We start from the raw sequence: 22301 nt of genomic DNA on the forward strand, positions 1-22301 counted from the left end.
ATGCTCGTAGCAGTAAGCGCGAGCTCGCGCGCTGATGTCCTGCACCGAGACGCCGATAGAGCCGGCCTGCGCCCTGCGATCACCCGCGTCGAGCGACCCGCCGCCGGCGCTCTCGACCGCCGCGCGCGCGGCGCCTGCGCGCCGTCGTGGCAGGGCGGCGGCCCTCGTCGCCGCGGGCGCTGCCGGCGCGGGGGCGGCCGTGTGGACAAGCGCGGCCGTGGCCGTGTGGACCGGGGCGCCCGCGACGGCGGCGCGCAGCGCGGCGCCGCTCGTGGCGAGCGCGCTGCCGGAGCGCGCGCCGACGGCGCCACCGGAGCGCGTGACGCTCACGACAGATGACGAAGACGCCGAGCCCGGCACGCTGGAAGAGCAGCGCATCCGGCTGTTCGCGCGGATGCGGCGCGAGCTCGCGCTCCCCGACGAGGCGATGCGGCAGGTCGAGGCGATCTTCGCGGCGTCGACGGTGCTCGGCCAGGGCAACCCCGCGCTGACGCGGCACCCGATGTCACGATCCGAGTGCCGTCGCATTCGCGCGCGCTCGGGCATCGAGCCGGCGCGCGAGCCGGCCTGCGGCGCGCCGGGCATGGTGCCGCTCTTCGATCCCACGCGCGGTCAGACCGCGGCGGACGCCCCCGCGTGCATCGATCAGCTCGAGTTCCCGAACGTGCCCTGCGAGTACCCCGTGGTGCACGTCCGGGCCCGCGAGGCGGCGCTCCTGTGCAGGGCGGTCGGGAAACGGATCTGCGACGCGCACGAGTGGGAGGGGGCGTGCGCCGGCGCCCTCCGCGATCCGGACGTCGAGTACGAGTGGGCGCGCCCCCGGAACGAGGCGAGCTGGCACCACAACCTCCTGCGCGAGAAGGTGTGGAGCTACGGCCCCGCGAAGAACCACGCGCTCTGCGGGACGGGGAGCTCCCGCACGCCGGGCTGTCCAGGCGGCGGGTGGGACCGCTGCGGCTCCAACACGTATCCGGCCGGCGCGTTCCCCGCGTGCCGGAGCAGCCTCGGCGTCTTCGATCTGCACGGCAACGTGGCCGAGCACATGAGCCTGCCCATCCTGCCCGAGGAGCTCGCGCGGCACGGCGATCGGGGCTTCACCGAGATGAAGGGCAGCTGGTTCGCGTTCTCGTCGATGGAGGTCCACGCCGACGACTGCCGCTTTCGCGCCCCCGACTGGCACGCGACGCGCCTCATGAGCAGGGCCAGCCACGCGAACTACCACCTTGGATTCCGCTGCTGCAAGGACATCACGCCGCCGGACGGCGCCGAGCGAGACGACGGCGTCGACCACCAGGGCGCCAGGTGAATCCATCCACACAGATTTGACCACATGAGCCCACGTGCGCGCATTGGGTGGTCCATGGGCGCAGGATCTCGCTGACGCGGCTCGTTTCGAGCGCCCGCCGCGAAGTTGCGGTGGCGGAGGCAGACGATTACGGCCCGAGGCGATCGATTCGTGTCGTGCCTCCGTTGGGGCACAAACGGCGCAGCCTGAGCACGTCAGGCGCAGAGGGTCCGACGTCGTGCGCGGGTTGCGGCCCGGTCAGACGAGCGGCGGGCAGGCGCCGCGCGCCGTCGCGAGCGGGCCTCGATCGGGGCTCGACGGCTCTCGTTCACGACGGCCGCGGTGCGGGCGGGAGCCCAGGTGCTCTGCTCGAAAGCCCGCGAGAGAGCCGCTCGCGACGGCGCGCGGCGCCTGCCCGCGAGGCGTTGAGTTCGCCATCTCCAGCATGGGGCGCGCGGCCATCGCGAGAAACGCGCTCTGATCGGGGGCCGTCCCGCCGGTCTCCGCGTTGAGAACCCGGAAAACCAAGGCCGGCGTCGATCCAGAGAATGCCTTTTTGCGGACGCGTCAAGGCTGGTGACACGAGCTCGCAGCGGCAGTGTCTGCACACGAGGGCTGAGGCACACAGCCTGCTCTTCGATGAGCCCAGGGTGGCTCGGACCTTCCGGCCATCACGGGATATTGAGGAGGACAACACATGCTCTCGATTCATGGCAAGGTGCTGGGGCTCGCGGTGGTGATGGCGGCGCTGGGCGCGGGGTGCGCCGTTGACGCGGTGAACGATCCGGATCTCGACGAGGCCAGCATCGACGAGGTCGAGCAGGTCGATTCGACCACCGAGGCGCTCGAGGCCGGCGCGTCGGCGAGGGGTGGGTATCAGGGGCCGTACGGTGGCAAGGGCGGGCCGATCGGCGCGCAGGGCCCCATGGACCTCGGCCAGGGGCCGGTCGGCGTGCAGGGACCGGAGAGCCCCGGCCTGCAGGCGCCCATCGGCCAGATGGGGCAGGGGCCTGTCGGCCAGGGGCCTGTTGGCCAGGGACCGGTCGGGCAGGGGCCGGTCGGGCAGGGGCCGGTGGGCGTGCCGGGTGGCGTGCCGGGCGTGGGCGGCGTGCCGTTCGGCGGGATGCCGTTCGGTGGCTTCGGTGGATTCGGCGGATTCGGCGTGCCTGCCGCGCTCATCTCGACTTGCACCACCTTCAACACCGTCTTCGCGCCCGACTGCTTCCCGTGCAGCCCGTGCAACAACTTCGGCCCCCCCTGCTGCAACCGGCCCCACAACCCCTGCAATCCGGCGGGCATCGGCGGCCCGCTCAACGGCGGGTTCTCGGCTGGCCCCTGCGGTGGCGGGTTCCAGGGCCCCTGCAATGGCGGTTTCACAGGGGGCTCCTGCGGTGCCGGGTTCGGCGGGGGCTGCGGCGGCAACGCCGGGTTCGTGGGCCCCTGCGGCGGCAACGCCGGGTTTGCGGGCAGCCCCTGCGGCGGCAACGCCGGGTTTGCGGGCAGCCCCTGCGGCGGCAACGGCAACGGGTTCGGCTGGTAACTGCGGGGCCTCGGGCCTCGGCTGCTAGCGCCGGCCGCGGAGACGGCGCGGGGCTCGTAGGAAACAAGCCCGGCGCCGCGCGCAGCCCGCCACGGGAGGGCGTGAGTCCCTGGCGCTCGATGGCCGATCTCGGGTCGGCCCCTCGTCGGCGCTCTCCCCCGCGAGCTCCGCCAGCGCCGCCTCGGGCTCACCACCTCGGCGGCAAGCGGACGGCGGGGACGTGACGGCAGCGCTCGAGCGGCTGCAACGGCAGAGGCAAGGGCCCGCGCCGGCGGGGGCGACCCATGTGAGGTGAGGTCGTCGCCGCCAGCGCGGGTCGCGGACGCAGGGGGGGACCGCGCCACGCGGCCGTGCCCCCGCGGCTCGCGCGGGATGGCGGGATGGCCGGCGACGATGGTGATGGGAGACGCGCGGCGCCGCCGGAGCGCGGCGCGGCCCGCCCAATTGCGTGAAATTGCGGCTGAGTCCAGCGAGTCCGCGCCGGCGGCATGTGCCGCCTTCACGGGCGTTGCTACGCCGCGAGCGATCCCTTAGAGTGGCTCTAACGCTGTGATCGGCACGATCATCGACGGCAAATATCAGATTCGCAAGCTCCTCGGCGAGGGCGCCATGGGCTCGGTCTACGAGGCCGAGCACACCGGGACCGGCCGGCGCTGCGCCGTGAAGGTGATCAGCTCGGCGGATCTCACCCGCGACCCGAAGGTCGTGAGCCGCTTCCAGCGCGAGGCGCGCGCGGCGGGCGCGATCGACACACAGCACATCACGCAGGTGCTCGACGCCGGCGTCGATCGCGGTTCGAACCTGCCGTTCCTCGCGATGGAGTTCCTCGCGGGCGAGGACGTCCACGAGCTCATCAAGCGCGTCGGCCCGCTCGCGCCCGACCTCGCGCTGCGCATCGTCGCGCAGTCGTGCATCGGGCTCCAGAAGGCGCACGAGGCGAGCGTCGTCCACCGCGACATCAAGCCGCACAACCTGTTCCTCGCGCGCCGCGACGCCGGCGAGATCCTCGTCAAGCTGCTCGATTTCGGGATCGCCAAGGTGAAGATGGACCGGGCGAACGAGACCGAGAGCGCCGATCTGACGCGCACCGGGAACCTGATCGGCTCGCCGCTCTACATGTCGCCCGAGCAGGCGCGCGGCCAGAAGGAGATCGACCACCGCACCGACATCTGGTCGCTCGGCGCCGTGCTCTACCAGCTGCTGACCGGGCGGACGCCGTACCATCACATCACCGCGCTCGGTGAGCTGATCATCGCGATCTGCTCGGATCCTCCGCCGCAGGTGCAGGATTTCGCCCCGTGGGTGGCGCCCGAGATCGCGGCGATCGTGCACCGATGCCTCCTGCAGGCCCCCGGGCAGCGCTACCAGAGCGCGCAGGAGATGTTCGGCGCCATCCGGCCGCTCCTTCCGTACGGCTGGGGCATCCACGAGAGCATGCTCGTGCCGCTGCCGGAGGCCGTGCACCGGCAGTCCGCGCCGCGGCTCGCGATGAACGCGCCGCCCGCGAACCAGGGCAGCGCGTACGCAGCGGCCTCGCCGGCGAACCAGAGCGGCGGCTACCCCGCGATCTCGCCGGCGAACCAGGGCGGCGTGTACGCCGCGACCGCGCCGGCGAACCAGAGCGGTGGGTATCCCGCGGTCCCGCAGGAGCACCGCGGAGGCTACTCGTCGTTCGCGCCTCCCCCGCTCCAGAGCGGGCCGCCGGCGGCGATCCTTCCGGCCGCCAACCACGCTGGCGCTGCGACGACGGGGGCGCTCACCCAGTCGCACCGCGGCACGCAGCCCGGCGTGCCGCGGGTGCCGGTGGTGGCCGGCGCCGCGCTCGCCGCCGCGGTCATCTCGGCCGGCGTGTACTTCATCAGCCGGCCGTCGCCGGAGCCGGTCGCGCAGCCGGAGGTGAAGGCGACCGTCGAGACGCTCCCTCCTGCGGCGGCCACGCCGCCGCCGACCGCGCCGACGCCGCCGCCGGCCGCGACGCCGACGACGCCGGAGGTGGTCGCGGCGGTCGAGCCGCAGCCGAAGCGCGTTCAGGTCGTCATCCTGCCCGCCGACGCCTCGGTCGAGGTCGAGGGCAAGCGCGTGACGACGCGCAACGGGATCCTCGATATCACCGGGCCGCCCGGGAGCGTGCACAGGGTGCGCGTCTTCAAGAAGGGGGGCGGCGAGGCGATGGCCGACGTCGTGGTGACCGATACCGGCGCGTTGCCGCCGAAGGTCGAGCTCACGCCGACGTCGGGGAAGGGCGCGACGTCGGCGAAGAGCGCGTCGGCCGCGCCGCCGGCGCCTCCGGCCGCGCCCACGACCCCGAAGGGGATCATCGACAACACCGACGAGTTCGGAAAGTAGCAGCGGAACGACAGGCTGAGTACGGTGCTCGATCGAATGGATCTGCGTACGCGGCGCGGTCCCCGATCCACGACAGAACGGCTGCCCCAGGTTCGTTCGCGTCAACGCCGACGAGATCAAGACGTCCAGGCCGGTGCAGTTCGTCATCTACGGCAAGTCGCGCGCCGAGACGGTCGATCCCATCTCCGACGAGATCCCGTACGAGGTGCGCGACGCCATCCAGCAGAACCCGGACATCGAGCTCGTCGAGGTGCAAGGCCACACCGACGACAACGGGAGCGAGGAGTACAACCTCCGCCTGTCGCAGCAGCGCGCGGACGCGGTCCTCTCGTGGCTCGTGGCCGCCGGGGTTCCGAGGGAGAAGCTCGTCGCCAAGGGCTACGGCTTCGAGCAGCCGGTCGGGGACAACCGCGTCAAGACAGGGCGCCAGAAGAACCGCCGCGTGCAGTTCGTGATCGTCAAGCGCAAGGGAAAGCCCTAGCGAGCAAGCGCCGGCGTCGCGGCGCAACACGCTCGACCACGAGCGACACAACGCCCAAGACACCACAAATCCCGACAGACGCGCAGACGCGCAGACGCTGACACCTCGCAGTCCAGGGCGATCGCAGCGCCGCGGCACGTCATGCTGCGCCGCGCCCGCATGCGCCTCCGCCGCCGCCCGACCCCTGGCCGTGACCGTTCCCTGACGGCCGTGGACAGGCGAGTGTGTCACCTTATCGAATGCTCCATACGGTGGCGATCTCAGATATCCATCTTTGCGAGCTCGAGCCGGGTGACGGCCTGTGGATGCGCTACCGTCAGGCTCCTTACTCCCCCGACAGCGAGGTCGCGGCGATGCTGGACGCGCTCCGGGACGAGATGAGGCAGGGCACGGCGCGCGGCGCGCGGCGCGATGAGCTCACGCTCGTGCTCAACGGCGATGTGTTCGACTTCGATGCCCCGCGCGTCATCGACCAGCAGAGCGTCTTTCACGATCTCCCCCGCAGCGCCGAGCACGCGGTCCCGGCGATGGCGGCGATCCTCGCGGACCACCCGGTGTTCATCGAGGCGCTCGGTCGCGTCGTCGCGGACGGGCACACCGTCGTGTTCATCTCCGGCAACCACGACGTCCAGCTCACGTTGCCCGAGGTGCGCGACCTGGTCCGGGCCCGCGTCGTCGATGCGGCGCTCGCCGCGCTGGGCGACGCGCCGCTCTCCGGCGCCCCGCACGCGCGCGCGGCGCTCGGCGCGCGCGTCGTGTTTCGCGCGTGGTTCCACAAGACGCCCGACGGCATCATCGTGGAGCACGGCAACCAGTACGATGCGTATTGCAGCTACCGCTACCCGATGGTCCCGTTCGGGCGTAAACCGGGCGAGATCCAGCCCACCATGGGCTCGCTCGTGTGCCGGCTCCTCGTGTCGCGGATGGGCTACTTCAACCCGCACGTGGACGCCTCGTTCATGCTGTCCGCGTTCGGGTACCTCGCGCACTGGGCGCGTTACTACATGTTCTCGAGCCGCTCGCTCGCGGGGGCGTGGGCGCTCGGCGCGCTCCGCACGCTCGTCGAGCTCGTGCGTCGGCGCGAGCCGGAGCGGCGCGCTCGCCTGCGCGAGTGCCTCGGCGCCGCGGCGCAGGAGACGGGCGCCCCGCTCCGCGCCGTGGCCCGTCATGCCCGCCTGTTCGCTCCTCCGGCCGAGGATCGGCTGGGGCTCGTCGCGCGCGAGCTGTGGCTCGACCGGGCCGCGCTGGCGCTGCTCGCGGTCGCGGTGGCGCTCGTGTGGCTGCTGCTCGCTCCGCTCTGGCTCGCGCCGGGGGCGCTCGTCGCGCCGGCGGCGCTCATCGTCTACGAGCGCCTGGTGCCGAAGCTCCCGCTCGACGCGACGTGGCAGCGCGTCAGTCGCGCCGCGCGCCACGTCGCCCGCGCCCATCGCGCCAGAGCGGTCGTCTTCGGCCACACGCACACGCCCGAGGGCACCTGGGAGGGCGGGCTGTTCTTCGGCAACACCGGCTCGTGGTCCGCGGCCTTCGAGGACGTGGCCTGCACCAAGCCGGTCTTCGCCGCGCGCCCCCTGGTGTGGCTGAGGTCCGAGCCGGGGGCGGGGAGCGCGCGCCTCTCGGGAGGCCTCGTGACCTGGAAGAACGGCCGCTTCGAGGCCCTCACGGCCAGCGTCCCGCCCCCTGCCGGGCAGCGCAGCGAGCTGCACGGCGCCCATCCGTCTCTCCAGTCGCCGGCGACCGCCGCGCTGCGCACGTGACGCGCGTCACGCGCGTCACGTCCGTGCCCGAGCAGGCCGGCGCTCTTCACTCGAATTGAGCTCCTTCCTGACTTGCGCGAGGCGTCCCGCCGCTGGATGCTCCCGGCACGACACGCGTCCCGCTGACGAGGAAGCTCTGTGAACCCCCCGCTCCACATCGAAGCCGCCGGTGAAAGCCACGTCGGCCACCAGCGCGAGCACAACGAGGACAGCTTCGCGGTCGATCTGGATCTCGGCCTCTTCGTCGTCGCGGACGGCATCGGCGGCGCCGCCGGCGGGGAGGTCGCGTCACGGATGGCGGTCGACATCGTGCGCTCGTTCTGCAAGGACGGCGAGGGCGAGATCACCCAGCCGACGGGGTACGACGAGGAGGTGACGCCCCTCGAGCTGCGCCTTGTCTCGTCCATCTGGCGCGCCAACGAGCGCATCTTCGAGGTCGGGCAGCGCGACCCGCTCTGCTACGGCATGGGGACGACGTTCGCGGGCGTCTACGTCGACGGGAGCTCGGCGTGCATCGCGCACGTCGGCGACAGCCGGGTCTACCGCTACCGAAAGCGCCGGCTCGAGCGGCTCACCGAGGATCACTCGCTCTGGAACGAGCACCTGAACACCGGCGAGCAGCTGCCTGACGATGTGGATCCGCTGCTCGCCCGCAACGTCGTGACGCGCGCGCTCGGGATGGGGAAGACGGTCGACGTGGCCACGCGGGTCGAGCGGCCCGAGGCCGGAGATCTGCTGCTGATCTGCTCGGACGGGCTCTCGGGCCCGGTCCCCGAGCTGGAGATCGCCGAGCTGCTCGCGCAGGAGAGCGACCTCGCCGCGACGGCGCGGTCCCTCATCGACCGCGCCAACCAGCATGGCGGCCCCGACAACGTCACGTGCGTGCTCGTGCGGTGGAACGCCGGCGACTGACGCGGCCGAGCGCGCCGCGCCTTGGCGCACGAAGACCCGCCCCGCTCTACGGGAGCGTCTTGATCCGGAGCAGATCGGCGGACCTCGTCATGTCGCTGGCGAGCGTGCCCGGGGTCGCGTCGTCGCTCTCGTGCTCCACGAGCGAGAACAGCTTCCCGAACGGCGTCGCGAGCTGCTCGTCGGTCGGCTCCGCCTCGCTCCACCCCTCCGGAAGCGGCGGCAGCGCGTCGCCTTCGATCGCGTCGTACGCGCTCGACAGCCGCTCGAAGCCCTCGAGCACCGCCTCGTCGACCTCCGCGCCTTCGGCGCCCTTGGTCAGGATCCACGGCTGGAAGGCCTCGTAGGTCGCCACGCCGGCCGCGACGTTCGCGCGCATGTCGGCGAGCGTGTACTGGGCGTAGCGCGACTCCTCCTCTCCGGTCGCCGCCTTGCCGGTCTTCTCCACCTGCTCGGCGATGGAGGCGATGACCCCGCGGTAGGCAGACGGCGCGTCGAGCGCGAGCGAGCCGAAATCCGATTGCATCTTCGCCGCGTCGGCCGCGAGGCGCGCGCAGAGCTCGTCCTTGAACGACGCGGCCTCGGCCTCGGTCGCAGGGAAGGCCGCCTCGCTGTAGTTATCGAGCTCGGACTCGAAGGCGAGGACGGGCTCCGGGATCGCGTCGGCCCAGAGGATGCGCTCGATGGCGTGCACGCCGGTCACGCCCTCTCCATCAAAGAGGTTGTCGTCGGCCTGCTCCTCGATGAACGCGTCGTAGCGGGCGTCCGTCGAGTAGTCGAGATCCGGAAAGACGACCGCGATGGCTCCTTCGACGCTCTCGTAGGCTTGGCGTGCCTTCTTCCACTCGGCCTTCATGGCATCGACGGCCTCCTTGTCGCTCGTCGCGCTCCACCCGTCGGCGTCCGGCGCGGGCGCAGCCGCCTGGAGCGCGGCCGTGGCGGCGGCGAACTTGTCGATGTTGTCCTGGATGAAGGCCTTCACGTCGAGCACTGCCTGCTGCTCGTACTCCGCGTCGGTGAGCAGCGTCTCGTTGTCGCTTCCGCACGCAGGAAGCGAGAGGGCGGCGGCGGCGATGGCCAGACCGGACCGCAGGCGGGCGGGGATGTGCATGATGTTCGAGCTCCTTGTCACCGCTCGCGTGGGGCGAGCGCGCGATGTGGACTGGTGCGTGTGCGCCTCGGCGGACGTCGATCAGAGCGAGCGCACGAAGTCGATGAGCGCCCCGCGATCCTCGTACGAGAGCGCGCGGAACGCGGCGACCGAAGCGGCGGCCTCCGAGCCGGGGCCGTCGTGAAGCAAGATGGCCTGCTCGACCGTCCTGGCGCGGCCGTCGTGGAGGTACGAGGTGCTGTGGCGCACGCCGATGAGCGGCGCCGTCCGCCAGGCGACGGAGCTGGCCGACTCGTCGGCCAGCCCGTCGGCGAGATCAGGGCCGAGGTCGTGCAGGAGGAAATCCGTGTAGACGGGAGCGTCGATGTCCGCGAGCTGCGCGATCGGGTAGTCGGCGCGCGTCCTCAGCGAGGGGACATGGCAGGCGGCGCAGTCGGCCTCGGCGAAGAGCTCCTGGCCGCGCGCGTCGGCGGGCGCGCGCCTCGGGATCTCGAGCAAGCGCATGTAGTCGGCGACGGCGTTCACCGTGTCGAGGACCACGTCCTCGCCCGGCTTGGCGTCGTCCGTGAGCCCGTCGGGGTTCGGCAGCTCGTCCGGCCGGAGCGGCGAGGTGATGCCCATGTCGCCCTGGTAGGCGTCGGCCGTGAAGTCGTCGAGCGTGGCGACCCGCGCCTTGAACCCGAAGCGGCCGATGAGGTTCTCGTCGCCCTCGACGAAGGCGCTGAACGACTCGTCCCCGCTCTTCTTCGAGTGGAACACCACGCGGTTGATGCGCCCGCGGATGGCGTCGCCGCGCGCGGCCTGCTCGGCCGCGACCCGCTCGATCTCGGCGCCGTCGACCGCCTCCATGTAGCCGCGCCCGAATACCGGCGGGCCGAGGCGCTTCGAGACCTTGATCGTCGCCTCGGTCTCGGGCTGCGAGAGCGTCGTCGCCCCCGCGACGGCGTAGGGCCGCAACGTGTGTCCGTAGGGGAGGCCCCCCTGATCCGCCGCCGGCGTCACGCCGTCGTCCTCGACGAGCGCCATCTTCTGGACCGCGCCCGGGCCGCGCGCGGCGCCGTCGTGACAGCCGGCGCACGCCGCGCGAATGTAGAGCGGCCCGAGGCCGTCGCGCTCGCGAAAGACGAAATCGAAGAGCGCGTCGCCGTCCTTGAACCGAGCTACCTGCTCCGCAGAAGCGCCGTGCAGCGGGATGTCGGTGAGGTCATCGCCGATCAGCGTGATGCCAGCCAGAGGATCGTCGGGAGCGGACTCCGAGCCGCACCCCACATTGAAGACCAGCGGGAGCGCAAGAAACAGGACAAATCGTGACATGTCGTCGACCGGGATCGTAGCCGTAAATGAAAGTCAGTGTCAATAACCCACGGCGGCGCGCTCGCCGGGCTGGTGTGCGGGATCGCGCACGGGCGGATCCTACCTCCTGCGAAGCGTGGCGGAGGCTCGGGCGTTACACTGCCCGAGCCGGCGCGGACGGGCTCACGCTGGAGGACAGCGGATGAAGCAGCGAGATGACGAGCGGCGCGCGGCCTCGAAGGCCCTCCGGGACGGACTGCGGGAGATCGAGCGGAACGAGGAGCGCCGCGCGGCTCACGAGGAGCTCAGCGCCGGCTGGCTCCGGTACATGGGCCCCGGCTACGGCAACGACATCTGCTCGATGTGCGGCGTGCTCCTCGACAGGGGAACGGCCTACATGCACTGCGCGCCCTGCCTGGCGACCCGCGGGATCGACGAGCAGGCGCTGCGCGGCGTGTGCGCGCAGGCGATGGCGGAGGACTGGCCGTTCCAGGATCGCCGGCTCGACGGCGGGCGCTGGGCGCGCGCGCTGATCGCGTTCTGGCGGAATCACGTCGATCCGATCGAGTCGAAGGCGATCCCGTACCGGAACAACACGCTCGAGTCTTCCTTCTACTACATGAAGCGACACCTCACCGAGGCGGGGGTCGCGGACATCTGGACGGTGCCTGACGAGAGCCAGCGTGGGCTCGATCCTGCGATGGTCGTGCGGGCCCGGGGCGGCGCGCTGGCGATCGGCGTCACCACCCAGCGGCGCATCGCGACGGCGGACGAGGGCGCGCGCGGCGCGCACATCGCGCTGTTCGACGAGTTCCTCCACCTCGCGGGCGCGCGGGAGGGCTTCCTGGTGGTCGAGAAGCTGAGTCGACGCGCGCGGCGCGACACGCCCGTTCGGGAGATCGTGGTGACCACCGCCGAGGGACGGCGCGTGACGCAGCTCCGCTGCATGCAGGAGGATCGGAGTTGGCCCGCGCCCGCGGCGCCGGCGTAGAGCCCGGCGCTGTCGCGGCGCGGACCTCACGCCGCGCTACTGCCGGAACCGCTGCTCGATATCGTAGATCTCTGCTGCCACGCCGTCGGCTCCGTCATGGGTCCGGCTGGCCCCGCGCCCTCCGATCCCGGCCTCACCCAGCTCGATGGTCGTGTTCGTGAGCGAAGGCTTGATGCCCGCGTAGGCGATGGCGATCGCGTGGCCGCCGAGCCCGCCGCCGCCCGGGCCGCCCTGACCGCCCCGGCCACCGCGACCGCCAGGGCAGGCGGCGTTCAGCCCCGTGGCCTCGCCTCGGGTCCCGGCTGCCCCGTGGTCGCCGCCCTCGCCGCCCGGCTGGCCCTCGCCCCCAGCGCCGCCATTGCCGCCGCGGCCGGTCTTCAGGACCACGTCGTTCAAGTCGATGGACGCGCTCCCCACGAAGAGGGCGATGCTCACCCCGCCGGCGCCTCCGCCGCGGCCGCCGAGCCCCCCGCACCCGCCCGCGCCCCCGGCGCCTCCGCCGGCGCCGGCCGCAGAGGCCTCGAAAGGACACATCTGCGCGCCGGCGCCGCCCTTCGCGCCGCCGCCTCCTCCGCCGCCCTGGCCCCGCGTGCCCGGCGTCCCGTCGCCAGCGAGCGGGCCGGTATACCCATTCAGGAACAGATCGCCGAAGCCCGTCGCACCGGCGCCCGGACTCCCGTCCACCCCGTCCGCGCCCTCCCGTCCCGCGGTGCAGCGCTGGGTGCTTGTCTCGCCCTTGCCACCGTTCGTCACATCGCCCGGAACCCCGCTGCTTCCATCCCCCCCGGACTCCAGGCCACCCGTCCCTCCCGTGCCGCCGCGCGAGTCGTCCGACCGATCGTCGGGCGTACCGCAGGTGTTGTTCACGGGGAGCCCGCCGGTGACCGTCGTGGCCGAGCACGCGGCGTTGCCGAAGTTGCCAATCATCCCTTTCTCGGCAGCGCCGTCCACGAACGCCCCGCCGCTCGCCCCCGGCGCCCCGTCGCCCGCCTCGAGGATGCACCGCGTGAAATGGACAGGGACCCCGGAGCTGTTCGCGGCGATCGCCGATCGGCCTGCCAGCTCGGTGTGGGTCACCGGGATCGAGCGCGCGATCACGTGGAGATCCTCGATCACCGCCGCGCCTTCACCGTTGTCGAACGAGAGCGGCGTCTCGCCTTCGGGAGCGGTGAGCGTCGTCTTCTTCTTGTCGCCTATCCAGCGCCAGCGGTCGTCGCAGTCGAGCCCGCCGAAGAGCTTGTGTCCCCCGGGCACGATCACCGCTTCATCGAACGTCTGGGCGCAGAGATAGATGCGCCTTCCCTTCTCCGGGGAGAGCTCGAGCGCCTCCGAGATCGTCCTCACGGGCGCCCTCTGGATCCCCGCGTTGCTGTCGTTCCCAAGGGTGCTCGAGACCCACACCCCGCACGTCGGGGGGATCGGATCGTGCTTGCTCGGAGTGCAGTCCTCGTCGGACAGCTCGTCTCCGATGATCCCGACGACGTTTGACTCGTGAAAGCAGCCGCTCAACGCCATCGCGACCGGAATGAACCCCAGTACCCGTGCATCAACCTTGAATCGAATCCTCATACTATTCCTATTCCGGTCAGCCCTGCGCGTTTTCCAAGCAAACCGACCTGCGCATGCCGCCCGGCGCGATCGCCACGCCTGCCCCGTCACGCGCGCGCTCGTTGGCGAGCGCGGGCGCGGGCGTCGCCCGGGTGGGGGAGGGGTCATCCGGGTGAGGAGGAGACGAGGGCCACGGCGCGCGCGAGCGCGCGGCCGCCCCGCGGCTGCGCGGGCGTGCCGGCCCAGTTGCCCATCGCCCGGTATTCCGTGCGAACATCGGCGCATGAGCGCGAACCTGAGCGACGTCGTGCGCGAGCTGATCGAGGCCGGCGGCGGCGAGCCGATCGAAGGCGGTCGCTTCCTGCCGCTCGTCACGCTGGAGTCCGGCGCCCGGGTGGGGCTGGACGGCTCGGGCGCCTGGGTCTTCGCGCCCGAAGGCGGCGGGGCGCCTCAGGCCATCGCGTCGGAGCGCGGGCGGGCCTTCTTCGAGGTGCTGGAAACGAAGCGGGACGACTTCGACGCGGGCATCGAGGCGGCGGCGAAGGCCGCGGGCCTGCCCCCCGAGGAGGTGGCCTTCTCGTTCCCCGCGGCCGACGTCGTCCGGGCGGTGCTCGCGAGAGGCCTGCCGAGCATGACGAGGCTCGCGCTCTCGTGGCTCCGGTTGACGGAGGTCCGCGCGCTCCGCGCCGAGATCATGGCCGTCTCGCGCGACCCGACGATGCCCGTGCCCGTCCGGGACCTGGCGGAGCGGCTCACGGTCCCCGCGTGAGCCCGCGCCGCGCCCCCGCCCGGAGGCGGGGGGCCGGCGCGAGGGGGTAGCTCAGACGGTCGCGAACGCGTCGGCCGGGATGTCGAGCGCGGACGAGTCCTCGCGCCCGAGGATCTCGGCGGAGAACTTCGCGTGCGGCAGCACGTTGGCCGCGAAGTAGAGGGCAGCGTGCTTCTTGCCCTCGTAGAAGGCGCGGTCCTTCGCGCCGGCGTCGCCGGCCGGGAGGCCCTCCATCGCCTTGAGCGCGATGACCGCGCCGTCGAGCAGGAGCCAGCCGATCGCGAGCTCGCTCATCATCTCGAGGAAGCGGTTCGCCGCGAGCGGCACCATCGGCATCTTGCCCAGCTGGAACCACGAGAGCAGCCGCATCGCGGTGCCGGCGACGGCCTCGTGCGCCTCGCGGAGCTCCTTGATGCTCGCGGCGAGGACGGGGTGCTTCTCGTTGGCCTTCACGAACTCGGCCACGTCGTTCAGGAAGGCCTGCAGGTTGACCCCGCCGCCCTGGCCGAGCTTGCGCCCGACGAGGTCCATCGCCTGGATGTGGTTCGTGCCCTCGTAGATCGAGAAGACCTTCGCGTCGCGGCAGTACTGCTCGACCGGGTAATCCTTCGTGTACCCGGCGCCGCCGAAGGTCTGGATCGCCGTCTCGCAGACGCGGAACGCCTGGTCGGACGAGTAGGCCTTCACGAGCGGCACGAGCAGGTCGACCTGGCCCTGGTTGTAGGCGGCCGCGCGGTCGTCCTTGCCCTGGTAGACGGCGACCGCGTCCTGGTGGCGCGCGAGCTTGATGATGAGCGCGCGGATGCCCTCCACGCGGCTCTTCATGTCGAGCAGCATCCGCCGCACGTCCGGGTGATCGATGACCGGCACGCGCGGCGCGGTCGCGTCCTTCCACTGGAGGATCGACGAGCCCTGCTTGCGATCCTTCGCGTACTCGAGCGCGTTCAGGTACGCCGAGGACGCGACCGACACGCCCTGCAGGCCGACGGAGATGCGCGCGCCGTTCATCATCCGGAACATCTGCGGCATGCCCTGGTGCTCGACGGTGCCGACGAGCTCCCCGAGGCAGGCGTCGCTCTCGCCGAAGTTGAGCACGCACGTCGACGACCCGTTGATGCCCATCTTGTGCTCGATGTTGCCGACGACGACGTCGTTCGGCCCGCCGAGCGAGCCGTCGTCGTTCACCCGGAACTTGGGCACGACGAAGAGGCTGAGCCCCTTCGTGCCGGGGGGCGCGCCCTCGACGCGGGCGAGCACGAGGTGCACCACGTTCTCGGTGAGGTCCTGATCGCCGCCGGAGATGAAGATCTTCGTGCCGCGGATGAGGTACTTGCCGTCCTTCTGCTTCACCGCGCTCGTCCGCGACGAGCCGACGTCCGACCCGGCCTGGGGCTCGGTCAGGCACATCGTCCCGCTCCACTGCCCGCCGTACATCCGCTTCAAGAAGAGGTCGCGCTGCCTCGGCGTCCCGAAGTGCTCGATCACCTCGGCCGCGCCGTACGTCAGCCCGGGGTACATGTTGAGCGCCGCGTTCGAGCCGCAGAGGAACTCCTCCACCACCGTGTAGAGCGTGAAGGGACCGCCCTGGCCGTCGTAGGTGGGCGAGACCGAGACCGACTTCCACCCGGCCTCATACAGCTTGTCCCACGCGTCCTTGAACCCCGGCGGGGTCTTGACCTGCCCCCCCTCGATGCGACAGCCGACCCGATCGCCGACCGCGTTGAGCGGGCCGAAGACATCGCACGCGAACTTGTACGCCTCGTCGACGACCATCCCGACCTCGTCGCGCCCCCACGCGTCGTAGGGCGCGCTGCCGAGCAGCTCGTCCAGTCGGAATTGCTCGAAGAGGAGGAAGCGGATCTCGCGGAGGTCGGCCTTGTAACGGTTCTGGTGGGTTTGAGCGTTCGACATGGGAGACCTCCTCGTTGCCGCGGCGGGGAGGCGCTGGCAGCCGGTTCCCTTCCCGGTCTTCCGCGCAGCTGCGGCACAGTTCTGCATTCGCCTAGCATGTCGCCGCGGCGCGTCAACAACCGTCCGCAACATGCGAAGAATCTCGTGGAGATCCGTGAAGATCGGAGCATCCGAGGCGGGTCCTCGGCGGGGCTCCCGCGCAGGGATCCACGGCGTTGAACTGGCGAGCGGCGCGGCGTAGGCTCGCTCGCGATCGACCATGTCCGACCCGGCTTACATCACGCCCAGCGGCGCCAGGCGGCTGTCCGAAGAGCTCGGGCGGCTCCGCTCCGTGGAGCGGCCCCGCATCGTCCAGGAGGTCGCCGACGCGGCGGCGCAGGGCGACCGCTCCGAGAACGCCGAGTACATCTACGGCAAGAAGAAGCTGCGCGAGATCGACCGGCGGATGCACTACCTGACGAAGCGGCTGGAGAAGGCCGTCGTGGTCGATCCGGCCGAGCAGCGCGGCGACAAGGTCTTCTTCGGCGCGACGGTCGAGATCGAGGACGAGGACGGCGCGCGCCGCACGTACCAGATCGTGGGCGAGGACGAGATCGACAGCGCCGCAGGGCGCATCAGCTGGCGCTCGCCGGTCGGCCGGTCGCTCCTCGGCAAGCGGGCGGGGGACGTGATCACGGTCCGCCGCCCGGCGGGCGAGGCGGAGATGGAGCTCATCTCGGTGCGTTACGGCTGAGCGCCGCGCGGGCGCCAGGGCCGGAGAAGGAGACGGGAATCAGCATGAGGATCTTGCACACGATGCTTCGGGTCGGCGATCTCGAGCGCTCGATCGGCTTCTACAGGGACGTGCTCGGGATGCAGCTCCTGTCGCGGCAGGACTACCCCGAGGGCAAGTTCACGCTCTGCTTCCTCGGCTACGGGAAGAACCCCGAGCACGCCGAGCTCGAGCTCACGCACAACTGGGGCGTGGACAAATACGAGCTCGGCACGGCGTACGGGCACATCGCGCTCGGGGTCGACGACATCCGCGGGGCCTGCGACCGCATCCGGGCGGCGGGCGGGAAGATCACGCGCGAGCCGGGCCCGATGAAGCACGGCAAGACCGTGATCGCGTTCGTCGAGGATCCGGACGGCTACAAGGTCGAGCTCATCGAGGAGTCGAGCCGGAGCCGGTAGCCGGCGCCGGGACTCGAGGTCGGCGAGGCGCGTCGAGGCAGGGGAGGTCGCGGAGCAGCCGGAGGCCCAGAGGAGCCTCCGCGCTGCCCGCGCCCTGTTCTTCCTGTGCGCTTGCTTCAAGCCCGCGAGGCGCGGGTGATCAGGCGCCCGCGACCGGCGCGGCGTCGTTCGCCGGCTCGGGGGACGAGAGCTCGCCGCCTTCTGCCGCGGACGCCTCCTCGTCGGGCGCCTTGGCCGGCGCGTCGGACGAGGCGCTGCTCGCGGCCGCCGCGGCCTTCTCGGCGTTCGGGCGCCGGCCGCGCGGCTTCTGCAGAAGCGAAGGGGCGAGGTCGCCGTCGCCGCCCTCGTGCCAGCGCAGGTACGCGACGGCGCGGCGGCACTCCTCGTACGCCTTCGCGACCAGCGAGATCGCGCGGGCGCGGCGATCGGCGGCGTCGGTGATCTTCGGCGCCGCGGACGAGCCCTTGCCGGGCTTCGCGGCGAGCGCGGCGAGGAGGCGCACGCCGATATCCGCGGCGCGCTCGAGCTCCTCGTCCTCGACGGCCGTCTTGGCGCGGACCTTGTCCCAGGAGCCGCGGAAGAGCTCGGCCAGGGCGATGAGATCGCTCGCGAGATCCGCGTGCCCCTTGCCCTTGCGGATGTCGGCGACGCGCTGCTTGTCGAGCAGGTTCCTGTGACCGAGCGCCTCGGCGGCGACGAGGAGCGCCTCGCGCAGCGTGCCGGCCTCTTCGGTGAGCTTCTTCGCGTCGAGCTCGCTCGCGGGCGTGCTGTAGAGAAGATCGGCGTACCAGGCCGCGAGGGCGAAGTCCTCGAGCTCGTCCAGCATCGCGATCGGATGGTTCGGGAGATCCCGGACGATCTCGTCGCGGAGCTCCCGCAGGTGGGGCAGGGCAGAGAGCACGGAGCTCACGGCCCTGGGGACCTCGACGTAGACGGTCACGAGATCGTCGGGGCCGAGCTCGAGGAGCTTCGGCTCAACGCGGCCGTACGCAGCGAGCGCGGCGGCCGGCGAGGACGGGAGAACGGGAGCAGGTGCTGCTTTCGGGGGTCTCGCCATACAGGTGTCTCCAGCGGAGGGCGCGCACACTGCCAGACAGAAGCGCGAAGGGAAAGGGGGACCGCGCGATTGCCGCCGGTGGCTCGGCCGGAGGGCGCCCTGGCGCGAACAGACTCTCCGGCCGGGCGCGCTGTGCTCTGGTAGATTGCGGCGCGAGGACTCACGACATCATGTACGCGATTGCGATCATTCGTTACAGGCGACCGCTCGACGAGGTGCTCCCGGCCGTCGACGCCCACCGCGCCTATCTGAAGGGGCTCATCGAGCAGGGACTCGTGCTCGTGTCAGGGCCGCTCGATCCCCGCTTCGGCGGCGCGCTCCTGCTCCGGGTGCCCGACGAGGCGGCCGCGGCGACGCTGGATCGGATCCGGGACGGCGATCCCTTCACGGCGAAGGGGCTGGCGCAGTACGAGCTCCTGCCCTGGGCGCCGGTGTTCGGGAAGGAGGAGCTCGACAGGGTGTTCGCCCCGAAGCCCTGACGGGAGCGCCGCGCCGTTCATCGCACCGGCGCCAGCCGCGCTGCGCGCTACGGCGTGTCGAACGAGAGCACGCCCGAGTCGTCCGTCGTGGTGCGCCCGCCCGGCCTGATGCGCATCGCGAGCTCCGGCTCCCGGGAGACGACGGCCACGTCGTAGCCGGCCTTCGGCAGGAGACCGGTGATCACGTGCCTGCGCGTCGCGGGAGGCACCTGATAGGACAGCGGCCCCGATCTCGGTTGCGGGCCCGAGCGCAGCTCCGTGCGGAAGAGGACGACCGTGCCTGCCACGAGCGCGCCGTCGAAGCCGGAGCCCTGCGCGCTGTCGATCCGCGTCGCCGTATCCATCGCCGCGCCCGCGTCCGCGCCTTGCAGCACGTGCAGGAAGCGGACGTCCGTCGGAGCGCTCTGATCCTCCACGACGAGGCGGTGGGTCGTCGGCTCCATCGCCGCCGGCTTGTCGACGTTCTCGATCGGCACGGCCGTCATGCGGGCGCTCCGCGGCAAGAGGCTCTGGATGAACAGCGTCTGTCCCCGCGGGGTCACGGCGCTGGCCGTCCGGCCGGCGATCCGCGGCGCCGACGTGGTCATCAGGTTGAACCGCTTGAAGCGGCCAGCGGTGCGCGACGTCGCGCGGTCGTAGACGACCACGTGATCCGGCTGCAGCCAGACGACCGACCGGCTCGCGTGGACCATGTCGCGGGCGGCGTCCGTGGGCGTCCAGACGTCCTCGCGGGTGTTGTACAGATCCGTCGCTATCCCCTCGGCGAACACGTAGCCGGCGCCCCGGCTCATGCGCGTCTTCGGATCGCCGGCGGCGCGCCCCTCGCGCCACTGGCCGCCTCGCGCGACGATCTCCTTCTCGAACCAGCGTATATTCGACGGCTTGTCGTTCTGCAGGGAGAGGGTGTTGTGGTAGTCGGTCGTGGCCCCGATCAGGTTGCTCGAGTAACTCGTGTGCTCCTTCGTCAGCCACTCTCCCTTCCGGTAGAGCTCGATCTGATTGCAATCGCCGATCTGGTGGTTGATGGTGACCCAGCCGCACCGCCAGGTGAACCACGTCGCATCCGCCGTCCAGTCCGAGCGCGCGCGGAGCGAGCCGCGTCCCTGCGCCCGCTCGAAGAAGGCGGTGGGCATCGCCGGGCGAGGATCCGCCGGGAGCGGCGCGGCCGGGTCGAAGAGCATGAAGCTCAGGATCGCCCGGCTCGGGGCGGGTGAGCCCCAGATCTTGGACGTGCGCGCGTAGAGCTCGGGCGCGCCGCCCGCGATCGTGTTGGCCACGATCCAGCGCGACCTCTGCAAGCGCGCGGTGTTGCCCGTGAGCTGGTCGTAGACGCCCAGCGATCCGAACAGCTCCGCGAAGCGCGGCTCGACCCAGATCTGCAGCGTGTCGCCGTAGTTCGCCATCTCGTAGACCGGCCCGAGGTCGCGCCTCGACGGGTACGTGACCGGGCCCGGCGCGATCGAGTGCAGGAACCCGTCGGTGAAGCGGTCCCAGTACCCGCTGCGCAGCAGCCCGATCTGAGGCCCTGACTGGGCCTGGGTGCCGTAGCCGGCCGTATAGAGCCCGAGCAGCGCGTGGTGGAGGGTCGCGACGCCGCCGCCGTAGAGAAAGCCCTCCACGGGCAGGCCGCCGCTGGCCACGCCGAGCCCGTCGGACGGGACCCCGAGCTGCTTGGCCGCGGTCTCGGAGGCCTCGAAGACGGCAAAGGCCTGGTAGAGCCACGCGCCCGTCGCGTCCGCGCGATAGCTGCGCAGCGTGTTGCCGAGCGTCTCCGCCGGCGCGCTCGGATCGAGCGGAGGGTCATCCGCGTCGTCCATCGAGAGCGACATCAGCGTGACCTGGCGCAGATGGCCGAGATAGTAGTTGTTCGCAGCCCACCTGAGCTGGAGCGGATCGCGGAGCAGCGCCGGATCGTTCATGACGCCGACGGGGTGGGGGTGCTCGTTACCCGCCGTCGAGGCGTGGAGGTTGTCGTCAATCCACCGGAGAAAGACCTGCCGTATCTTGGCCTTGTCGCCGGCGGAGAGCACCGGACGGCCGCCGCTGTCGGTCGCGTCATAGATCCAATCGACCGTCAGCGGGAACCCTTCACCCCACCAGCGCGAGCGATCGCCGGTCGCGAACCCCGGGCGGCGGAAGGGCTGGCCGTCGGCTCTCCCCTTGCTCGCCTCCTCGATGGCATGCATCAAGAGGTTGCGCGCCCTGACGGCGTGGGTGGGGCGGGCCGCGACGTCGGCATCGATGAGCGACATGAACGCGAAGAACTCGGCATACGCCTCGGTCGGATACTGCTCGTAGGCGTTGGTGCCGCCGTCCGGCCACGTCGGGTTCGGCCAGCCATTCGGGTAGAACCGGCCTTCGTAAGCCGCGATCGCACCCTGGAGCGCGGGCAACATGGCTTCCCTGTACATGCGGTTTCGGCTGTCCGCGGCCCACCCGCGCAGCCTCGGGAGGTGTTCGTTCGTGAGCCAGAGTCGCGGGTGACCGGTGACAGGCTGCGCGGCGGCGCGCCCCGGCGCCCCGACAAGGCCCAGAGAGAGCACCGCGGCGGTGAGGATGTGGTGAATCGGTCGCATGCTGGTTCTCGGTATCGCTGGGCGCGAACAGCCGCGCCGGCCAGCGTTGACCCACGCTGAACAGCACGCCTCGTGCCGAGTATTTGCGTGCGCGCCGCGCGCCGCGCGCCGCGCGTCACGAGGAATGAGCCGTGTTCGTCCGTGCCACATGGCCAGCATCGACGGCGCCGCCGAGCGGCTCGCGCGCGGCGACCACGCATCAACCCTCGGGCCGAGACGCGCGCTTCCTCCCTGTGCTCGACCGGCCGAGGACGGCGCCATGCACGTCGCCTCGGTGGTAATGCTGCATACCATTCACCTGGTAAGGCGACGCCATCGCGGCCGCGGCCCCGGAAGACTCGGAACCTCGGCGGACACGCGCATGGCGGCATGGCGGATCGAGGCGAGGGCACATGACGCGAATCCGCCACACCTCCGCGCGGATCTGTCGCTATACTGGGCGAAGATAGGAGCGCTCTGCAGCATGCCGACGCCAGACTCCTCCCAGTTCCTTGGCGATCCTCGGGTCCTGCGCGAGGGGAATCTCGTGAAGGGCACCCTGATCGGCTCCCGCGCCGAGGCCCTGCGGCAGAGCTATGGCGAGCGGGCCGTGACGGATCTGAGCCGTCGGCTCTCGCCGCAAGCGGCCCGCTACCTCGACGATCCGCCGATGCCTCTGGCCTGGCACGACATGGCGCCGCTCCTCGAGATCGACTGCGCGCTCCTGCACGGGCTCTTCGGCGGCAGGATGGAGAAGATGCGCCTCCTCGGCGCGGAGATCGCCCGGAAGGACCTGACGACGACCTACAAGACGATGGCGGTGGTGGGCTCGCCGTCCGTGCTCTTCAAGCGCTTCGGCCTGATGTACAAGACCTACTTCAAGTACGGCGACTTCAGCGTGACGGCCACCGGCGACGCAGCGGGGAGGGCCACGCTCTCGGGCGGCGGCCTGCCGCACTACATGTGCGCCCATGGCATCTCGGGCTGGGTCGAGGCGGGACTCGCGCTCCTCGGCAGCCGGCGCAGCGCGGTCGAGCACACGGCCTGCAGGCACCGCGGGGCGCCGCGGTGCACCTGGTCGATCTCGTGGTGATCCCCC

The 22301-nt window shown here is 71.4% G+C and carries 18 protein-coding genes; 12 read left to right on the plus strand and 6 right to left on the minus strand.

Annotation, left to right across the window (positions count from 1 at the left end; genetic code table 11):
• Positions 1–34: 34 nt before the first annotated feature.
• The 6 genes from WMF45_RS20260 to WMF45_RS20285 all read left to right on the plus strand — a co-directional run bounded on the left by WMF45_RS20260 (position 35) and on the right by WMF45_RS20285 (position 8318).
• The gene (locus WMF45_RS20260) at positions 35–1306 is read left to right on the plus strand and encodes an SUMF1/EgtB/PvdO family nonheme iron enzyme (protein WP_437718525.1); all 1272 of its coding nucleotides are present in this window, start codon (positions 35–37) and stop codon (positions 1304–1306) included.
• Between the two features lie 676 nt (positions 1307–1982).
• Positions 1983–2825 (plus strand): hypothetical protein, encoded by an 843-nt coding sequence (locus tag WMF45_RS20265; RefSeq protein WP_437718526.1) that lies wholly within the window; start codon positions 1983–1985, stop codon positions 2823–2825.
• A 549-nt stretch (positions 2826–3374) separates the two neighbouring features.
• Positions 3375–5171 (plus strand): serine/threonine protein kinase, encoded by a 1797-nt coding sequence (locus tag WMF45_RS20270; RefSeq protein WP_437718527.1) that lies wholly within the window; start codon positions 3375–3377, stop codon positions 5169–5171.
• Positions 5172–5304: 133 nt separating this feature from the next.
• A complete protein-coding gene (locus WMF45_RS20275; protein WP_437718528.1) occupies positions 5305–5652 on the plus strand; it encodes an OmpA family protein in 348 nt (115 codons plus the stop codon).
• Between the two features lie 251 nt (positions 5653–5903).
• Positions 5904–7406: a hypothetical protein gene (locus tag WMF45_RS20280; RefSeq protein WP_437718529.1), complete on the plus strand. Its 1503-nt coding sequence runs from the start codon at positions 5904–5906 to the stop codon at positions 7404–7406.
• Between the two features lie 138 nt (positions 7407–7544).
• On the plus strand, positions 7545–8318 hold the full coding sequence (locus WMF45_RS20285) for a PP2C family protein-serine/threonine phosphatase (RefSeq protein ID WP_437718530.1): 774 nt from the start codon (positions 7545–7547) through the stop codon (positions 8316–8318).
• A 46-nt stretch (positions 8319–8364) separates the two neighbouring features.
• Here the strand turns inward: WMF45_RS20285 and WMF45_RS20290 are convergent, their stop codons facing one another.
• Together WMF45_RS20290 and WMF45_RS20295 are read right to left on the minus strand one after the other, a co-directional pair.
• On the minus strand, positions 8365–9426 hold the full coding sequence (locus tag WMF45_RS20290; protein WP_437718531.1) for an imelysin family protein: 1062 nt from the start codon (positions 9424–9426) through the stop codon (positions 8365–8367).
• 81 nt (positions 9427–9507) lie between these two features.
• Positions 9508–10740 carry a di-heme oxidoredictase family protein gene (locus tag WMF45_RS20295; RefSeq protein WP_437718532.1) on the minus strand — a complete coding sequence of 411 codons (1233 nt, stop codon included), beginning with the start codon at positions 10738–10740 and terminating at the stop codon, positions 9508–9510.
• 181 nt (positions 10741–10921) lie between these two features.
• Between WMF45_RS20295 and WMF45_RS20300 the strand changes: the two genes are divergently transcribed.
• Complete coding sequence (locus WMF45_RS20300) at positions 10922–11710, plus strand: hypothetical protein (RefSeq protein ID WP_437718533.1); 789 nt, start codon at positions 10922–10924, stop codon at positions 11708–11710.
• Positions 11711–11746: 36 nt separating this feature from the next.
• Here the strand turns inward: WMF45_RS20300 and WMF45_RS20305 are convergent, their stop codons facing one another.
• Complete coding sequence (locus WMF45_RS20305; RefSeq protein WP_437718534.1) at positions 11747–13279, minus strand: PGRS family protein; 1533 nt, start codon at positions 13277–13279, stop codon at positions 11747–11749.
• Positions 13280–13541: 262 nt separating this feature from the next.
• Between WMF45_RS20305 and WMF45_RS20310 the strand changes: the two genes are divergently transcribed.
• On the plus strand, positions 13542–14027 hold the full coding sequence (locus WMF45_RS20310; protein WP_437718535.1) for a hypothetical protein: 486 nt from the start codon (positions 13542–13544) through the stop codon (positions 14025–14027).
• A 51-nt stretch (positions 14028–14078) separates the two neighbouring features.
• Here WMF45_RS20310 and WMF45_RS20315 read toward each other — a convergent pair whose 3' ends face one another.
• Positions 14079–15938 carry an acyl-CoA dehydrogenase gene (locus WMF45_RS20315; protein ID WP_437718536.1) on the minus strand — a complete coding sequence of 620 codons (1860 nt, stop codon included), beginning with the start codon at positions 15936–15938 and terminating at the stop codon, positions 14079–14081.
• Between the two features lie 259 nt (positions 15939–16197).
• Here WMF45_RS20315 and greB point away from each other — a divergent pair, with 259 nt between their 5' ends.
• Both greB and gloA read left to right on the plus strand, forming a co-directional pair.
• Positions 16198–16671 (plus strand): transcription elongation factor GreB, encoded by a 474-nt coding sequence (gene greB / locus WMF45_RS20320; protein ID WP_437553877.1) that lies wholly within the window; start codon positions 16198–16200, stop codon positions 16669–16671.
• 44 nt (positions 16672–16715) lie between these two features.
• Positions 16716–17111: a lactoylglutathione lyase gene (gene gloA, locus WMF45_RS20325; protein ID WP_437718537.1), complete on the plus strand. Its 396-nt coding sequence runs from the start codon at positions 16716–16718 to the stop codon at positions 17109–17111.
• A 139-nt stretch (positions 17112–17250) separates the two neighbouring features.
• On the opposite strand, the gene WMF45_RS20330 is transcribed toward gloA, so the two are convergent.
• On the minus strand, positions 17251–18168 hold the full coding sequence (locus WMF45_RS20330; protein WP_437718538.1) for a hypothetical protein: 918 nt from the start codon (positions 18166–18168) through the stop codon (positions 17251–17253).
• A 170-nt stretch (positions 18169–18338) separates the two neighbouring features.
• Here WMF45_RS20330 and WMF45_RS20335 point away from each other — a divergent pair, with 170 nt between their 5' ends.
• Positions 18339–18647 carry a YciI family protein gene (locus WMF45_RS20335; protein ID WP_437718539.1) on the plus strand — a complete coding sequence of 103 codons (309 nt, stop codon included), beginning with the start codon at positions 18339–18341 and terminating at the stop codon, positions 18645–18647.
• A 47-nt stretch (positions 18648–18694) separates the two neighbouring features.
• On the opposite strand, the gene WMF45_RS20340 is transcribed toward WMF45_RS20335, so the two are convergent.
• A complete protein-coding gene (locus tag WMF45_RS20340; protein ID WP_437718540.1) occupies positions 18695–21223 on the minus strand; it encodes a hypothetical protein in 2529 nt (842 codons plus the stop codon).
• Positions 21224–21686: 463 nt separating this feature from the next.
• Here WMF45_RS20340 and WMF45_RS20345 point away from each other — a divergent pair, with 463 nt between their 5' ends.
• A complete protein-coding gene (locus WMF45_RS20345; RefSeq protein ID WP_437718541.1) occupies positions 21687–22295 on the plus strand; it encodes a TIGR02265 family protein in 609 nt (202 codons plus the stop codon).
• Positions 22296–22301: the final 6 nt, after the last annotated feature.

This window comes from Sorangium sp. So ce448, from assembly GCF_051520915.1.
Taxonomy (GTDB): Bacteria; Myxococcota_A; Polyangia; order Polyangiales; family Polyangiaceae; genus Sorangium; species Sorangium cellulosum_B.

Bases quoted from the DNA above. Each gene is read 5' to 3' on its own strand.
- WMF45_RS20340 (WP_437718540.1), bottom strand. From the start codon at position 21,223: ATGCGACCGATTCACCACATCCTCACCGCCGCGGTGCTCTCTCTGGGC.
- WMF45_RS20335 (WP_437718539.1), top strand. From the start codon at position 18,339: ATGTACGCGATTGCGATCATTCGTTACAGGCGACCGCTCGACGAGGTG.
- WMF45_RS20310 (WP_437718535.1), top strand. From the start codon at position 13,542: ATGAGCGCGAACCTGAGCGACGTCGTGCGCGAGCTGATCGAGGCCGGC.
- WMF45_RS20345 (WP_437718541.1), top strand. From the start codon at position 21,687: ATGCCGACGCCAGACTCCTCCCAGTTCCTTGGCGATCCTCGGGTCCTG.
- WMF45_RS20305 (WP_437718534.1), bottom strand. From the start codon at position 13,279: ATGAGGATTCGATTCAAGGTTGATGCACGGGTACTGGGGTTCATTCCG.
- gloA (WP_437718537.1), top strand. From the start codon at position 16,716: ATGAGGATCTTGCACACGATGCTTCGGGTCGGCGATCTCGAGCGCTCG.
- WMF45_RS20315 (WP_437718536.1), bottom strand. From the start codon at position 15,938: ATGTCGAACGCTCAAACCCACCAGAACCGTTACAAGGCCGACCTCCGC.
- WMF45_RS20260 (WP_437718525.1), top strand. From the start codon at position 35: ATGTCCTGCACCGAGACGCCGATAGAGCCGGCCTGCGCCCTGCGATCA.
- greB (WP_437553877.1), top strand. From the start codon at position 16,198: ATGTCCGACCCGGCTTACATCACGCCCAGCGGCGCCAGGCGGCTGTCC.
- WMF45_RS20330 (WP_437718538.1), bottom strand. From the start codon at position 18,168: ATGGCGAGACCCCCGAAAGCAGCACCTGCTCCCGTTCTCCCGTCCTCG.
- WMF45_RS20300 (WP_437718533.1), top strand. From the start codon at position 10,922: ATGAAGCAGCGAGATGACGAGCGGCGCGCGGCCTCGAAGGCCCTCCGG.
- WMF45_RS20290 (WP_437718531.1), bottom strand. From the start codon at position 9,426: ATGCACATCCCCGCCCGCCTGCGGTCCGGTCTGGCCATCGCCGCCGCC.
- WMF45_RS20295 (WP_437718532.1), bottom strand. From the start codon at position 10,740: ATGTCACGATTTGTCCTGTTTCTTGCGCTCCCGCTGGTCTTCAATGTG.
- WMF45_RS20265 (WP_437718526.1), top strand. From the start codon at position 1,983: ATGCTCTCGATTCATGGCAAGGTGCTGGGGCTCGCGGTGGTGATGGCG.